Origin of the sequence: Phenylobacterium sp., assembly GCF_041920015.1 — a bacterium.
Classification (GTDB): Bacteria; Pseudomonadota; Alphaproteobacteria; order Caulobacterales; family Caulobacteraceae; genus Phenylobacterium.
On sequence record NZ_JAYRST010000079.1, the window covers coordinates 1 to 14,568 of the forward strand.

The following is a 14,568-nucleotide window of genomic DNA, read 5'->3' on the forward strand; positions in this document are numbered from 1 at the left end:
ACCAAGTTCCGCGACGAGGAGATCGCCCACCGCGACCATGCGCTGGAGGAAGGCGCGCGCGAGGCTCCGGGCTATCCATTGCTCGCCGCGGTGATCCGCGCCGGTTGCCGCGCCGCCATCAAGATCAGCGAGAAGATATGACGCCGGACGAGATCACCGCCCTGCGCCGCGCCGCCGAGGCTCCCGTCAGCGCCGCCATGGCCGACGTGCCCGTCATCGCGGCCGATCTCTCCGCCGCCTTCGCCGCCGATCCGATCTTCAACTGGTTCCTGCGCGCCGATTCCCGGCACGAGGCCGCACGCCTCAAGCTCTTCCACCTGCTGACCGCCATGGGCCTGCTCGACGGGAAGATCTCGCGGCCGGCGACGGGCGGGGCCGCGGCCATCTGGCTGCCGTCCGAGAGCCTCGGCCCCACGCCCTTCCTGCAGCAACTGCGCGCCCTGCCCGCCCTGCTGTCGGCCACCGGCGTCTCGCGCCTGGGGCGCATGTCGGCCTTGCGGGCCATGATGGACGCCCACCAACCGAAGGCGCCGCACGCCTATCTCGGGTTCCTGGGCGACCGCCCGGACGCCCAGGGCCACGGGGTCGGCTCGCGCCTGCTGGCGGCGGGCCTGGCCGAGGTCGACGCCCAGGGCCTGCCGGCCTATCTGGAATCCTCGGCCGAGGCCAATGTGCCGCTCTATCGCCGCCACGGCTTCGAGGTGGTCGAGGTGCTGCGCGCCCGGCCCGACGCTCCGGCGATGTGGGCCATGTGGCGGCCGGCCCAGGCGACGGCGTGATCCTGCTCTATCTGCTGGCCGTCAATCTCGCCGCCTTCGCGGCCATGGGCCTGGACAAGTCCAGCGCCATCCGCGGCGTCGAGCGGATTCCCGAGCGCACCCTCCTGACCCTGGCCGCGGTCGGCGGATCCTTCGGCGCCGTCGCCGCCCAGCAGGTCTTCCGCCACAAGACGCGCAAGCAGCCCTTCGCGACCTGGCTGCTGGTCATCGTCGCCGTGCAGGCCGCGCTCGTCCTGATCCTGACCGCAAGCCGCGCCGCCGGCTGAGACCTAAGCCTCCAGCTCGATGTCCCAATAGAGGTAGTCCAGCCAGCTCCGGTGCAGGTGGTGCGGCGGGAACCTGCGTCCCCGCTCCTGCAACTCGTGGGCGGTCGGCCGGCGCGGCTTGTTGAACGGCTGCATGTGCGCTTCGTGCGGCGTGCGCCCGCCCTTCATCAGGTTGCAGCGGGCGCAGGCGGTGACGATGTTCTCCCAGGTCGTGCGCCCGCCGCGCGAGCGCGGCACGACGTGGTCGAACGTCAGGTCCTCGCCGGTCGTGCAGTACTGGCAGGTGAAGGAATCGCGCAGGAACAGGTTGAAGCGCGTGAAGGCCGGCGGCCGGTCCTGCGGCACGTAATGCTTGAGCGAAACCACGCTCGGCAGGCGCATCTTGAAGGATGGCGAATGGACTTCCTGGTCGTAGGTCGACACCACGTCGACGCGATCGAGGAACACCGCCTTGATCACCTCCTGCCACGGCCAGAGCGACAAGGGGTAATAGCTGAGCGGGCGGAAATCGGCGTTCAGCACCAGGCAGGGCCAGCCGGACGGCGGGTGGTTAAGCACCTGCATGGCCGCGCCTCCCGGGGGCCTTCGCGGCCCTTATGTCGTACGCGTAGAGACTGAAGACAGGCCCCCTTTCGCGATCCGAACGCGCGGCGACTCAAAGCCCCTTGGGGACGACTCCCGCAACGGGAGAATTATAGGCCCATTTCCACGACAGCTCCATGAAATGAAGCCGGGCGGCCCCGTCCGAAGCCAGTCGCGCCGGACGAGGCGCCTTGCGGCGGGCCATCAGGCGCCGACGACGGCGGTGGCGCCGGCCAGGCCCAGGCTGATGAAGATGAAGGCCACGGCGACGGTGGCGTCGAACAGGCGGCCAAGTTGGGTGAGAGCAGTCATGTGGTCATTCCTTCGTAAGTCTCCGGCGCGGCCCTCCGCCGCCCGGCGTCCATCTGGACGATGTTTAGATAGCAATCCATCTGAACGATGTACAGATTAATTTTACAATGTACGACATGCAAAAATGCATAGCCAAAAGCTCACCCCTCCATAGCCGTGCAAAGAAAAAGGGGCCGGAAAAATCCGGCCCCTGGAGGAACAGGCTCGAGAGACTGGGAGCGTCGGCTGCTACGCGCCGACGGCGACCGTGGCGGCGGCCAGGCTGAAGCTGAGAGCGATCAGCACCACCGGGGCCAGACGGTCGAAAAGCCGTTCGAAGTGGGTGAGACGGGCGAGAGACATGACACACACCTTTCAAGTTGGACCCTCGGGGGAGCGAGGGCGTTTTCTATTTGAACAATGCTAAGATAGCAGCCATCTGAACGCCGTCAAGATGATCTTTACGCCGTCCAGATTCAGATTTAGTGTGAGGGCCATGAAGGAAACTGCAGCCGCCGAAAATCGCCCCTACCACCATGGCGATCTGCGCCGCGCATTGATCGACGCGGCTCGTCGCCTGCTGGAGACCGAAGGCCCCACGGCCCTCTCGCTGCGCGCCGTGGCGCGCGAGGCCGGCGTCAGCCCGGCGGCGCCCTATCATCACTTCAAGGACAAGGGCGAACTGCTCGACGCCGTCGCCCACGAGGGCTGGGACCTGCTGAACGAGCAGATGACCCACGCCCGCGCCAGCCAGGATTCGATGCGCGGCAAGCTGACCTCGCTGGGCGTGGCCTATGTGCGCTTCGCTCGCGACAATCCGGCGCTCTACCGCGTCATGTACGATTGCTCGCGAGACAAGGACAGCCTGCCCGACCACGTCCACGCCGACAACGACAGCGCCTATTGCCAGGTGCGCGACACCTTGCTCGAGGCCGGCGCTGCGCCGATGGGCGAGCAGGAGCTGGAACTGGCCACCACCGCGGCCTGGTGCGCCGCCCACGGCCTGGCCGAGATGTTCTCCTTCAAGCAGTTCGACCACCTGAAAGACGCGCTCGGCGGCGACGAAGCCTTCCTGCGCGGCGTGTTCGAGCACATGGGCATTTTCGCGCGCACCGCACAGGACTAAAGCTCGTCGGGTGTTCGTCACCCGCTTCGCCCCGTCTCCGACCGGCTACCTGCACCGCGGCCACGCGTTCTCGGCCCTGACCGCGTTCGAGGCCGCGCGCGCCGCTGGCGGCCGCTTCCTCCTACGCATCGAGGACATCGACGCCACCCGCTGCCGGCCGCCCTACGAGGAGGCGATCTACGAAGACCTCGCCTGGCTGGGACTTGAATGGGAAACGCCGGTCCGCCGCCAGTCCGACCACCTCGACGACTATCAGGCCGCCCTCGCCGCCCTCACCGCCGACCACCTCACCTATCGCTGCTTCAAGACCCGCAAGGAACTGGCCCAGGCCGCCGCCAGCGCCCCGCACGGCGCGGCCGAGGTCCATCGCGGCGCGGCCCTGCCGGCGGCGGAAGAGGCCGCCCGCCTGGCGGCCGGCGATCCCTTCGCCTGGCGGCTGTCGCTGGACGCAGCCGAAACCGCCCTCGCCGGCCGGCCATTGAGCTTCTTCGAGGAAGGCGCCGGGCCCGGCGGCGAACGGGGGCATATCCTCGCCGATCCCGCCCTGTCCGGCGGCGACATCGTGCTGGCCCGCAAGGATGTCGGCGTCGCCTATCACCTCGCCGTGGTCGTCGACGACGCCCTGCAAGGGGTGACCCACGTCATCCGCGGCCAGGATCTCTTCGAGGCGACCCCCGTGCAGCGCCTGCTCCAGGCCCTGCTCGACCTGCCGACGCCGGCCTACCGTCACCACCGCCTGTTGACCGGCCCTGACGGCCGGCGTTTCGCCAAGCGCGACAGGGCTGAAACCCTGCGCGACCTGCGCGCCCGCGGCGTCTCGGCCGCCGAGCTGAAAGCGGAGCTGGGCTTTGAATAAGACCTCCCGCGATCCGGCCGGAACCCAGGCGCTGGCCGTGCTGGTGTTCGGCGCGGCGGTCATCGGCCTGGCCCCCATCCTGGTGCGGCTGGCCGACGCCGGCCCGGCCGCCATCGGCTTCTGGCGCGTCGGCTTCGCCTTGCCGTTGCTGGGGCTGCTGGCCCTGCGCGCCAGCGGCGGGGTCGGCGCGCCCAGCCGCTTCGCCCTGGCCGCGGGTCTGGCCTTCGCCTGCGACCTCGGCTTCTGGCACTACAGCATCCGCTTCACCTCGGTCGCCAACGCCACGGTGCTGACCAACCTGACCCCGGTGGTCGTCACCGCCGCGGCCTGGATCTTCCTGAAGCAGCGGCCCGCGCGATTGTTTGTCGCCGCCGTCGCCCTGGCCGTGGCCGGGGCCTGGATGATGGCCGCCGGACGCGGCGCCCATGCACCAGGCGCCGATCCGCCGCTCGGCGACGCCCTCGCCCTCACCACCGCCTTTTGGTACGCGCTCTATTTCCTGGCTATCAGCGCCGCACGCCGCAGCGCCGGCGCGGCCCAGGTGATGTTCTGGTCGAGCCTGGCCAGCGCCCCGGCCTTGCTGATCGCGGCCCTCGCCCTCGGCGAACCGATCTTCCCCGCCACGCCCGGCGGCTGGGCGGCGCTCGCCGGCCTCGGGCTCATGCACGTCGCCGGCCAGGGCTCCATCGCCTGGGCGCTGGGCCGCCTGCCGCCGGCCACCGCCTCGGTGGTGGTGCTCATCCAGCCGGTGGTCGCCGCGATCCTCGGCTGGCTGCTGTTCGCCGAAGCCCTCGGCCCGCTCCAGGCCCTCGGCGGCGCGCTCGCCCTCACCGGCGTCGTCCTGGCTCAGGCCGCGTCGCGCAAGCCCGCCTAGAGCAAAATCCGATCTGACTGGATCGGATTTTGCTCAAGACTCTTTGAATTTGGAGCATTTTCTACGCCGAACCGGTGTCCACTTCGGCGGAAAATGCTCTAGAGACCCATCTGAGTCAGCCACCACTGGTTCATCTGCCAGATCGACCGCTCCAGGGTCGAAAGCCGCCCCTGGCCCGTCATCGGGGCGTTCAGCCCGCGCCACACCAGGTCGTTGACCGCGATGTCCTCGGCATGGATCGCCGCCGTCGCCTGTTCGAGCGCGGCGATGATCTCGTCTGCGCCTTCCAGTTCCAGCAGGTAACGCGGCGCGCAGATGTGGATGTTCAGCGTGAAGCGGCCCGCCGTCTGCGGTAACATCTGGTACCAGGCCATGCCGTCGCCGTGCAGGGCGAACAGGAAATGCGGGAAGGCGACCGCCGCGAACAGGCTCTGCGCCTGCCAGTCCTCCAGCCCCTGCACCAGGCGTTCGCGCGAAGCGTCCGGCGCGGCGGCGGGCATGTGGAGGATCGACCAGGGACCATCGCTGTCGGGAACCACCGAATCCCGCGCGTGGAAAGCCGGTTCCAGGGTCTGCGCATGGGCGGCCAGGTGGTGGTAGGCCTCCATGAAGTTCTCGACCAGCACCTTCCAGTTCCAGCCGCTGTCGTAGGTCAGGGTGCGCACCACCGCCATCTCGCCCATACGGAAGGCCTGGAAATAGCGGCGCAGCGGCTCGACCTGCGGCGCAAACGGCGCGGCGTCCGGGTCCAGGTTGACCATCACGAAGCCTTCCCAGACCTCCGTCCTGATCTGTCCCAGCCGGCAGTCTTCCGGCGCGAAGCCTTCCACGCCGTCCATCAGCGGCGCGGCGATCAGCCGCCCTTCGGTGTCATAGCTCCAGGCGTGATAGGGGCAGGTGAACAGCTTGCGCCGACCCGCGCCCTCGGCCACCGGCGCGGCCCGGTGCCGGCAGACATTGGCCATCGCTCGAAATCGCCCATCCAGGCCGTGGACCAGCAGCACCGGCTGGCCCATGAAATCCGTGGCGATGTAGTCGCCGGGCTCCGGCGCCTGGTCCGTCCGCGCCAACGGCGCCCAGCTTCGCCGCAGGATGCGCTCGACCTCGAGGTCGTAGATATCGGGCCTCACATAGGCCGCCGGCGGCAGGGTCCAGGCTCGCTCCAGAGGCGCTCGCGCCCGCTCGATCTCCTCGGCGCCGACGCCGGGCAAGCTGCTCTCGTCCATTTTCCCCTCCCTGAAACCGCCGGTCTGCGCCAACGCTCCAGCTCGATAGAGCGTGGCCGAAAGCGGAGTCAATTATTTTGATCGATCGTTTTAAATTGGACGACAGGCGCTCGCCGCGCTAACCACGCCCGTCCCAAGTCGAGAACCATGAAGCCGCCCGCCCGATCACGCCGCCCCATCGGCCGCCCCCGCGGCGACGGGCGTCCGCACCTGACCCGCCACGAAGCGCTGCTCGCCGCCGCGCGGCTCATCAGCGCCGAGGGCTATACCGGCGCCAGCATCCGCATGATCGCCCAGGAGCTCGGCGTAGCCACCGCCTCGTTGTTCAACCTGTTTCCATCGAAGGACGCACTGTTGAACGAGCTGGTCGTCTACCTCGCCCAGCCCTCTCTCGACTTCTACCGCCGCCTTGGGGGCCTTTCGCTGGCCCCCGACGTCGCTCTCTACAAGAGCCTCTACGAGGAGGCCTTCGTGGTCGCCTCGGTCGATCCGGCGCTGCCGGCGATCTTCTACCTTCCGGAGCTGCGCAAGCCGCAGTTCGGCCCGGCCCAGCAAGCGCGCGCCGCCCTGGTCGGCCATTACCGCGCCCTGATAGGCGCCGGCTGCGCGGACGGCGCCTTCGTCTGCGACCTGCCGGACCTGGCGGCCGAACAGATGCTGCAACTGACCGAAACCAGCGTCCTGGCCGCCCTGCCCGAGTCGCCGGCCGACCGCGCCCACGCCAGCGCACGACTGGCCCTAAGGGGGCTTCTGGCCCGGCCCGAGCGGCTGGACGCCGTGGAGGCTCAGGCCCAACGGATCAAGCTGACGATCCTCTGACCGCTCAATGCGAGGCGTGATGCTCGGCGTTGCGCTTGCGGGTCGCCGCGGCCTTCTTCGCCGAGGCCGAGCGCGCGGCGGCCGATCGGCTGGCGGACGCCTCGCCGCCCGTCTTGCCGCCCTTGTGCGCGGCTGGATGGCCGGTGTGCTTGCCACGGCCAGAGCCGCCGGGCGCCTTGCCACCGCCGTCGTCCTTGTTGACGGTGGCCCAGGCCCGCCGCTCGGCCTCCTTCTCCGACACGCCCTTGGCCTCATAGCCTTCGGCGATGTGGTCGGCCTTGCGTTCCTGCTTGTCGGTATATTTGGACTTGTCGCCTCGGGGCATGATCGCTCTCCTCTGACACTGGAAAGCCAACCCGCGCAGGCGCCCCGAGTTCCTAGGGCCTAGCTCAGATCGTAGGCCCTCCGCGCAATGTCGATCCCCGCCAGCTTGGCGTGGAACGCGCTCCAGTCGTCGCGCTCGGCGATCGGCGCCCAGATCGCCTCGATCTCGTCGTAGAGCAGCTCCTGCGGCTCGGGCCCGGCGAAATAGGGATCGGCCAGCCGCTCGGGCCGCTCGGGCTCAAAACCGCTCAGCAACTCGCGGAACCCGGCGAACGTCTCGCCGGCATAGATGTCGCCGCGCGGCGAGCCCAGCGCCCGCGCCTCGTCCCCGCAGAACCAGTCGAAGAAGAACGGCTCCCAGCGCAGCCGGTCCCCGCCCTCGGCGATCGCCCGGAAGAGCGCATTGGCGAAGGCGACCTCCGCAGCCTCCTCGCCCCGCGCCAGCCCCAACCGGTTCAGCAGCGCCCCGGCCAGTTCGCGCCGATAGGCCGGACCAAAGCTGTTCAGCGCCTCGACCAGCGCATCCTCGCCTCCGACCTGCGCCAGGCAGCCGGCCAGTTGCTGCAGGTTCCAGAACACGCTCTGCGGCTGGCGGCCGAAGCTGTAGAGCCCGGCGCTGTCGAAATAGGCGGCCGTGAGGTTCGGATCGTTGTGCGGCAGGAAGCGATAGGGCCCGTAGTCGAAGCTCTCGCCGGTGATGTTCATGTTGTCGGTGTTCAGCACCCCATGCACGAACCCGGCCGTCATCCACCGCGCGGTCAGCCGCGCCGCCCGCGCCGCCACCGCCCCCAGCAACGCCGCCGGCCGGTCCTGCGCCCCCGCAAGCTCGGGATAGTAGTAGGCGATCACATGGTCGACCAGCCGCTCGAGCTGGTCCTTCCGCTGGAAGAAGGCCTGGCGCTGGAAGGTCCCGAAGCGGATATGGCTGTGCGACAGCCGCACCAGCACGCTGGACCGCGTCGGGCTGGGCTCGTCGCCGCGATAGAGCTGCTCGCCGGTCTCGATCAGCGAGAGGGCCCGCGAGGTGGGGACGCCCAACGCCTCCAGCATCGCCGCGGCCAGCACCTCGCGCACACCGCCTTTCAGGGTCAGCCGCCCGTCCGCCTGCCGCGACCACGGCGTCTGGCCCGAGCCCTTGGTCCCCAGTTCCAACAGCCGCCCGGCGCCGGCTTCGCGCATCTGGGCGAAGGTGAAGCCCCGGCCATCGCCCAGGTCGGGGTTGTAAACCTGGAACTGGTGACCGTGATAGCGCATGGCCAGCGGCTGGGGCAGGTTGCCCGGCAAGGGCTCGAACCGGCCGAAATGAGCGGTCCACTCCGCGTCGGTCAGCGTCTCCAGACCCACCGTCCGCGCCGCCCGGTCGTTGCGGAACCGCAGGAGCGCCATCGGAAAATCGGCCGCCTCCACGGGATCGAAGAACTCCGCGCCCAGTTCCTGGACATGCGGCTCGGGGCGGTAGTCGGGCGAGACGGGCATGCCTCTCAGATGCGCGATCAAATCGGCGCCAGCAACGTCCGATTGACGTATTTCGCACCTGCCGCCCATGCTAACCGGGGCCATGGCGCGCCGACTGACCCTGGATTTCCTCAAGACCGAAACCGCTTCCGGCGTCATCCTGACGACCGCGGCCCTGCTCGCCGTCGCCCTGGCGAACTCCCCCTGGGCCGACCACTACTTCGCCTTCATCAGGCACGAGATCACCATCCAGGTCGGGGCGTTCGCCGAGACCAAGCCGGTCTATCGGTGGATCAAGGAAGGCTTGATGACGATCTTCTTCTTCGTCGTCGGCCTGGAGATCAAATACGAGATCCTACGCGGAGAGCTCTCCAATCCCCGACGCCTGGCCCTGCCGGTGCTGGCCGCCCTGGGAGGCATGGCCGCGCCCGCCGGCGTCTACCTGCTGGTCAACGCCGGCGCCGGCGGCGCGCCTCAGGGCTGGCCGACCCCGACCGCCACCGATATCGCCTTCGCCCTCGCCGCCCTGGCGGTGGCAGGCCCGCGCCTGCCGCCCTCGCTGCGCATCTTCCTCCTGACGCTGGCCATCGCCGACGACCTGGGCGCCGTGGCCCTGATCGCCATCCTCTTCACCTCGGACGTCAACCTCTACGCCCTGGGCGGAGCGGGCGCCTGCATCGCGGTCATGGCCCTGATGTCCCGCTGGAAGAGCGCCCCCTATCTCTTCTATGCGGCCTTCTTCGTGCTCGCCTGGGCCTTCTGCCTGAAGAGCGGCGTCAACACTTCGCTCGCCGGGGTCGCCGCCGCCATGACCGTGCCGGTCGAACCGCGCAAGCCCGGCCACGAAGGGCCGCTCAAGCACTTCATGGAGAGCCTGCACCCCTATGTCGCCTATCTGATCCTGCCGCTGTTCGCCTTCGCCGCCGCCGGCTTCTCATTCGAGGGCCTGTCGCTGTCGACCCTGCTCTCGCCGGTCCCGCTCGGCGTGGCCCTCGGCCTCTTCCTAGGCAAGCAGATCGGCGTGTTCGGCTTCGCCGCGGCGGTGATCGGCCTGAAATTCGCCCGCCGTCCGACCGGCGCCAAGTGGCTGGAGCTCTACGGCGTCTCCCTGCTTTGCGGCGTCGGTTTCACCATGAGCCTCTTCATCGGCGGCCTGGCCTTCGACCCGCACGACGCCCTGGCCCAGACCGAGGTGCGAATGGGCGTCATCGCCGGCTCGATCCTTTCGGTGCTCGCCGGCATGGCCGTGCTGTCCTACGCCCAGCGCCAGCGCAACGAAGTGCAAGACTAGATCCCCGTCCCAGGCGTAGGCTGCCCGAAAATATCGGGAGGGACAGCACATGACTTCGGACGCCGTCGAAGGATTCACCCACGACCGCTTCGCCCCGGCGCGCGAAGCGTTCGCGGCCAATCTCGCCAGCGGGGCCGATGTCGGCGCCTCGTTCTGCGCCACGCTGGAAGGCGAGACCGTCGTCGATCTCTGGGGCGGCTGGGCCGACGAGGAGCGCACCCGCCCATGGGAGCGCGACACCATCGTCAACGTCTATTCCACCACCAAGACCATGACCGCCCTCACCGCCCTGCTGCTGGCCGACCGGGGCGAGCTCGACTTCGACGCCCCGGTCGCCCGCTACTGGCCGCAGTTCGCCGCCGCCGGAAAGCAGGACGTGAAGGTCAGCCACCTGATGAGCCACTCGGCCGGCCTCTCCGGCTGGAAGGAGCCGCTGGCCAAGGACGACCTCTACGACTGGGAGAAAGCCACTTCCCTGCTGGCGGCCCAGGCGCCCTATTGGGAGCCCGGGACAGCGCCCGGCTATCACGCCCTCACCCAGGGCTATCTGGTCGGCGAGGTGGTGCGCCGCATCACCGGAAAGTCGCTGGGCACGGTGTTCCGCGAAGAGATCGCCGAGCCGCTGGGCGCGGACTTCCACATCGGCCTGCCGGCTTCGGAGGACGGCCGCGTCGCCCACCTGATCCCGCCGCCGCCTGGAGCTTCCATCGCCGACCGCTCCGAGAGCGAGCTGCAGAAGAACATGTCGAGCAATCCGCCCATCGACGTGGCCGAGACCCGCACCCGCGCCTGGCGCGGCGCCGAGATTCCCGCCGCCGGCGGAACGGGCAACGCCCGGTCGGTCGCCCAGGTCCACGCCATCCTCGCCAATGGCGGCGTCGCCCAGGGCAAGCGCTTCATGTCCGAGGCCGGCTGCCGCAAGGCGCTGGAAGTCCAGGTCGAGGGCCAGGACCTGATCCTGGGCATGCCGGCCCGCTTCGGCATGGGCTTCGGCCTGGCCGGCGCCATGCCCCTGCCCAATCCCAACACCATCTTCTGGGGCGGCTATGGCGGCTCGCTGGTCATCATCGACATGGATGCGCGAACCACCTTCGCCTACGCCATGAACAAGATGGCCCCGACCACCACCGGCGACATGCGCGCCTTCGGCCTGGCCATGGCCATGTGGAGCGCGATGGGGACGATCTAGCGTCCCCCTCGATCAGCACCGGCTCTTCGACACGAAGACCACAAAGGACTCCAAGACCACGAAGTGGTCGTCCAGGCCTTGCCCTCCAACGGTGACGCACGTTCAGCGCCAACCCCTTGGTGGTCTTCGTGGTCTTGGCGGCCTTCGTGTCCTTCCTGGCCCGTCCACTTCAAGCCGGCTCCAGACACGACCGCGTTTCGCGCTGGGGTAATTCCTAGACCAACCCCGCCGCCCAGCCGCTCTCGTCCCGCGCCGCGGCGACCACCCGCACGTCGCCGGCGAACCGCGCCACGCTCTCGACGGTCTGAGCGAAGTCGGGCGCGCCCGGATCGGCGCTCTGGCTGACGATCACCGCCTCCACCGCCAGGCCGCGCCCGCGCAGCGTCTCGAGCGCCGTCAGGGTGTGGCTGATCGACCCGAGATAGGAGCCCCCGACCAGCACCGCGGGCACGGCGAGCGCCGCCATCAGGTCCAGGCAGGTTCCGTCCTCGGCCATGGGCGACATCACCCCGCCCGCCCCTTCGACCAGCATCAGGTCGGCGTGGCTTGCCGCCAGGCCCGCCCGGCAGAACTCGACCAACCGCGCGATCTTCAGGTCCACGCCCTCCAACCGCGCGGCCATCGGCGGCGACAGGGCCGCGGCGAACCTCAGCGGCGCGATCTCGTCCAGCGCCGCGTCCGTCAGCTCCCGCCCCATGGCCGCCAGCAGCCGGCCAGGATCGCTCTGGCTCCAGTCGGCCGGGTCGATGCCGCTCACCGCCGGCTTCAACGCCGCGACCGACAGCCCCTTGGCCCGCGCCGCCCGCAGCAGGGCGCAGGCCGCCCAGGTCTTGCCGATGTCGGTGTGGGCGCCGGCGACGAACAGGGCGCGCATCAGGCCGCCATCAGCGGACGCACCGCCGCCGCCAGCCGGTCGATCTCATCGTCGGGATGCCCCGCCGTGAACGCCACCCTGAGCCGCGCCGTGCCGGCCGGCACGGTGGGCGGCCGGATCGCCACCACCAGGAACCCCTGCGCTTCCAGCGCCTGCGCCGCGGCCAAGGTCCGCTCCGCCTCGCCCAGCACGATCGGCACGACCGCGCTCGCCGCCTCGGGCAAGCCCAGCGCCGACGTGAACCGCCGCGCCTTGGCCAGCACCGCGCCCACCCGCTCGGGCTCGGCGGCGATCACGTCCAGGGCCGCCGCCGCGGCCGCGGCGCTCGCGGGCGGCAGGCCGGTCGTATAGACCACCGTGCGCGTGCGGGTCTTGATGAAGTCGACCACCGGCCGGCTGGCGCAGACATAGGCGCCATAGCCGCCCAGCGCCTTGGAAAAGGTGCCCATGGCCAGGTCCACCCTGGCCTGCGGGAACATCGCCGCCGTCCCCTGGCCGCCGCCGACCACGCCCAGGCCGTGCGCGTCGTCCACCAGCAGCCAGGCGTCATGCGCCTGCGCCAGGGCGCTGATCTCGTCCAGCGGCGCCACGTCGCCGTCCATCGAGAACACTCCGTCGGTGGCGATCAGCGCCCGCTCGGCCTCGCCGCGATACAGGGCGAGCTTCTGCGCCAGATCGGCCATGTCGTTGTGGCGGAAGGGCACGATCCTCGCCTGCGAAAGCTGCGCTCCCGACCAGATGCAGGCATGGGCCAGTTCATCGACCAGGATCAGGTCGCGCGCGCCGACGAAGGTCGGGATGATCCCGCTGTTCGCCAGGTACCCCGAGCCGAACACGCAGGCGGCCTCGGTTCCTTTCAGCGCCGCCAGCTTGGCTTCCAGCAGGCCGAAGATCGGGTTGTCGCCGGTCACCAGCCGCGAGGCGCCCGAGCCGGCCCCATGCGCCTCCACCGCGGCCACGGCCGCGGCCTTCACCGCCGGATGATGCGACAGGTTCAGATAGTCGTTGCACGAGAACGACAGCAACCGCCGGCCGCCTCGCTCCACCCACAGCCCGTCCAGGCGCCGGGTGGGAACCAGGGTGCGCCGCAGGCTCTGGGCCTCCAGCGCGGCAAGCTTGCCTTGGGCGAACGCGGTGAGACTGTCTGACACGGCGGGCGGTATGCACGAGAGCGCCGTTCCGTTAAAGCCGCCGGTCATGACAATCGCGACACCGGACTGGATGACCCGCGGCGCGCCACACGTCTGGCGCCCCTACTGCCAGATGAAGACCGCCCCGGCCCCGCTCGCCGTGGCCCGGACCGAGGGCTCCAGCCTCGTCCTGGAGGACGGTCGCGCGCTGGTCGACGGCATCGCCTCGTGGTGGACCGCCTGCCACGGCTACAATCACCCGCATATCCGCGCGGCCGTCCAGCGCCAGCTCGACCTCATGCCCCATGTGATGTTCGGCGGGCTGGCGCACGAGCCGGCCTATCGCCTGGCCCAGCGCCTGGCCGCCCTGCTGCCCGGCGACCTCGACCACGTCTTCTTCGCCGAAAGCGGCTCGGTCTCGGTCGAGATCGCCATGAAGATGGCGCTGCAATACTGGATCAACCGCGGCGTGACGGGCCGCACCCGCTTCCTCAGCTTCAAGGGCGGCTATCACGGCGACACCCTGGCCACCATGACCATCTGCGACCCGGAAGAGGGCATGCACAGCCTGTTCGCCGGGGTCATGCCCGCCCAGATCGTCACCGACCTGCCGCTCGACCCGGCGTCGGAAGCCGCCCTCGACGCCCTGCTGGCGCAGAAGGCCGGCGAGATCGCCGCGGTGATCGTCGAGCCGCGCGTCCAGGGCGCCGGCGGCATGCTCTTCCACTCCGACGCGGTGCTGCGCACCCTGCGCCGGCTCTGCGACAAGCACGACCTGCTGCTGGTCTTCGACGAGATCTTCGTCGGCTTCGGCCGCACCGGCGACCTGTTCGCCTGCGAGGGCTCGGGCGTGACGCCCGACATCGTCACCCTCTCCAAGGCCCTGACCGGCGGAACCCTGCCGCTCTCGGCCGCCATCGCCCGCACGCCGGTCTTCGAGGCCTTCTGGTCGGACGACGCCGGCGCGGCCCTGATGCACGGCCCGACCTACATGGCCAATCCCCTGGCCTGCGCGGCGGCGAACGCCAGCCTCGACCTCTTCGAGACCGGCGCCTGGAAGGCCGACGTCGCCCGCATCCACGCCGCCCTCGCCGAGGGCCTGGAGCCCTGCCGCGCCGCTCCCGGCGTCGTGGACGTCCGCACCCTGGGCGCCATCGGCGTGGTCGAGTTCGACCACCCGGTCGAGACCGGCCCGCTCTGCATGGCCTTCGCCGAGCAAGGCTGCTGGATCCGCCCGATGGGCAAGGTCGTCTACCTGACCCCGCCCTACGTCGTCACCGACGCCGAACTCGCCCGCCTGACCGGCGCGATCTCGACGGTGTTGCTGGGCTAAGGGCCTATAATTGCTCCCCCTCTGGGGGAGCTGTCCGCGAAGCGGACTGAGGGGGACTTCCGACTCGGCAAGGGGGGGGGGGGGGGGGGGGGGGGGGGGGGGGCGCCCCGCCCCCCCCCCCCCGCGGGGGGGGGGGGCGCCGGCGCGCCCCCC

At 70.0% G+C, this 14,568-nt stretch carries 16 protein-coding genes; 10 read left to right on the forward strand and 6 right to left on the reverse strand.

Translation table 11 applies throughout. The annotated features are described in order from the left end of the window. From ACE3TL_RS13935 to ACE3TL_RS13945, 3 genes are all read left to right on the forward strand, one after another. On the forward strand, positions 1-141 hold a 141-nt coding region (locus tag ACE3TL_RS13935; RefSeq protein ID WP_374579299.1), incomplete at its 5' end, for a demethoxyubiquinone hydroxylase family protein. Continuing rightward, positions 138-779 (forward strand): GNAT family N-acetyltransferase, encoded by a 642-nt coding sequence (locus ACE3TL_RS13940; RefSeq protein ID WP_374579284.1) that lies wholly within the window; start codon positions 138-140, stop codon positions 777-779. The genes ACE3TL_RS13935 and ACE3TL_RS13940, both read left to right, overlap by 4 nt. Then, the gene (locus tag ACE3TL_RS13945) at positions 776-1,045 is read left to right on the forward strand and encodes a DUF1294 domain-containing protein (protein ID WP_374579285.1); all 270 of its coding nucleotides are present in this window, start codon (positions 776-778) and stop codon (positions 1,043-1,045) included. Before ACE3TL_RS13940 ends, ACE3TL_RS13945 begins: the two co-directional genes overlap by 4 nt. Positions 1,046-1,048: 3 nt before the next feature. Here the strand turns inward: ACE3TL_RS13945 and ACE3TL_RS13950 are convergent, their stop codons facing one another. After that, complete coding sequence (locus ACE3TL_RS13950; protein WP_374579286.1) at positions 1,049-1,609, reverse strand: HNH endonuclease; 561 nt, start codon at positions 1,607-1,609, stop codon at positions 1,049-1,051. Between the two features lie 805 nt (positions 1,610-2,414). Here ACE3TL_RS13950 and ACE3TL_RS13955 point away from each other — a divergent pair. From ACE3TL_RS13955 to ACE3TL_RS13965, 3 genes are read left to right on the forward strand one after another with little or no spacing between them, the layout of a single operon-like run. After that, positions 2,415-3,044, forward strand: a complete 630-nt coding sequence (locus ACE3TL_RS13955; protein ID WP_374579287.1) for a TetR/AcrR family transcriptional regulator — start codon at positions 2,415-2,417, stop codon at positions 3,042-3,044. A gap of 10 nt (positions 3,045-3,054) precedes the next feature. Beyond that, complete coding sequence (gene gluQRS / locus ACE3TL_RS13960) at positions 3,055-3,900, forward strand: tRNA glutamyl-Q(34) synthetase GluQRS (protein WP_374579288.1); 846 nt, start codon at positions 3,055-3,057, stop codon at positions 3,898-3,900. Next, a complete protein-coding gene (locus ACE3TL_RS13965) occupies positions 3,893-4,774 on the forward strand; it encodes a DMT family transporter (RefSeq protein WP_374579289.1) in 882 nt (293 codons plus the stop codon). Before gluQRS ends, ACE3TL_RS13965 begins: the two co-directional genes overlap by 8 nt. Before the next feature lie 98 nt (positions 4,775-4,872). On the opposite strand, the gene ACE3TL_RS13970 is transcribed toward ACE3TL_RS13965, so the two are convergent. Then, positions 4,873-6,000, reverse strand: a complete 1,128-nt coding sequence (locus ACE3TL_RS13970; RefSeq protein WP_374579290.1) for an aromatic ring-hydroxylating dioxygenase subunit alpha — start codon at positions 5,998-6,000, stop codon at positions 4,873-4,875. Positions 6,001-6,147: 147 nt separating this feature from the next. Here ACE3TL_RS13970 and ACE3TL_RS13975 point away from each other — a divergent pair, with 147 nt between their 5' ends. Continuing rightward, entirely contained in the window at positions 6,148-6,819 is a 672-nt protein-coding gene (locus ACE3TL_RS13975; protein WP_374579291.1) for a TetR/AcrR family transcriptional regulator, read from the forward strand. 4 nt (positions 6,820-6,823) lie between these two features. On the opposite strand, the gene ACE3TL_RS13980 is transcribed toward ACE3TL_RS13975, so the two are convergent. Beyond that, positions 6,824-7,144 (reverse strand): plasmid stabilization protein, encoded by a 321-nt coding sequence (locus tag ACE3TL_RS13980; RefSeq protein ID WP_374579292.1) that lies wholly within the window; start codon positions 7,142-7,144, stop codon positions 6,824-6,826. 59 nt (positions 7,145-7,203) lie between these two features. Next, positions 7,204-8,619: a protein adenylyltransferase SelO family protein gene (locus tag ACE3TL_RS13985; protein ID WP_374579293.1), complete on the reverse strand. Its 1,416-nt coding sequence runs from the start codon at positions 8,617-8,619 to the stop codon at positions 7,204-7,206. A gap of 82 nt (positions 8,620-8,701) precedes the next feature. Here ACE3TL_RS13985 and nhaA point away from each other — a divergent pair, with 82 nt between their 5' ends. Continuing rightward, positions 8,702-9,889, forward strand: a complete 1,188-nt coding sequence (gene nhaA, locus ACE3TL_RS13990) for a Na+/H+ antiporter NhaA (RefSeq protein ID WP_374579294.1) — start codon at positions 8,702-8,704, stop codon at positions 9,887-9,889. Between the two features lie 49 nt (positions 9,890-9,938). Further along, positions 9,939-11,078, forward strand: a complete 1,140-nt coding sequence (locus ACE3TL_RS13995; protein ID WP_374579295.1) for a serine hydrolase domain-containing protein — start codon at positions 9,939-9,941, stop codon at positions 11,076-11,078. Between the two features lie 214 nt (positions 11,079-11,292). Here ACE3TL_RS13995 and bioD read toward each other — a convergent pair whose 3' ends face one another. Together bioD and bioF are read right to left on the reverse strand one after the other, a co-directional pair. After that, positions 11,293-11,952 carry a dethiobiotin synthase gene (gene bioD, locus ACE3TL_RS14000; RefSeq protein WP_374579296.1) on the reverse strand — a complete coding sequence of 220 codons (660 nt, stop codon included), beginning with the start codon at positions 11,950-11,952 and terminating at the stop codon, positions 11,293-11,295. Further along, positions 11,952-13,151, reverse strand: coding sequence for an 8-amino-7-oxononanoate synthase (gene bioF / locus ACE3TL_RS14005; RefSeq protein WP_374579297.1), 1,200 nt, complete (start codon positions 13,149-13,151; stop codon positions 11,952-11,954). Before bioF ends, bioD begins: the two co-directional genes overlap by 1 nt. On the opposite strand from bioF, the gene ACE3TL_RS14010 reads away from it, so the two are divergent. Next, positions 13,150-14,415, forward strand: a complete 1,266-nt coding sequence (locus ACE3TL_RS14010; protein ID WP_374579298.1) for an adenosylmethionine--8-amino-7-oxononanoate transaminase — start codon at positions 13,150-13,152, stop codon at positions 14,413-14,415. The genes bioF and ACE3TL_RS14010 overlap by 2 nt on opposite strands. Positions 14,416-14,568 lie beyond the last annotated feature (153 nt).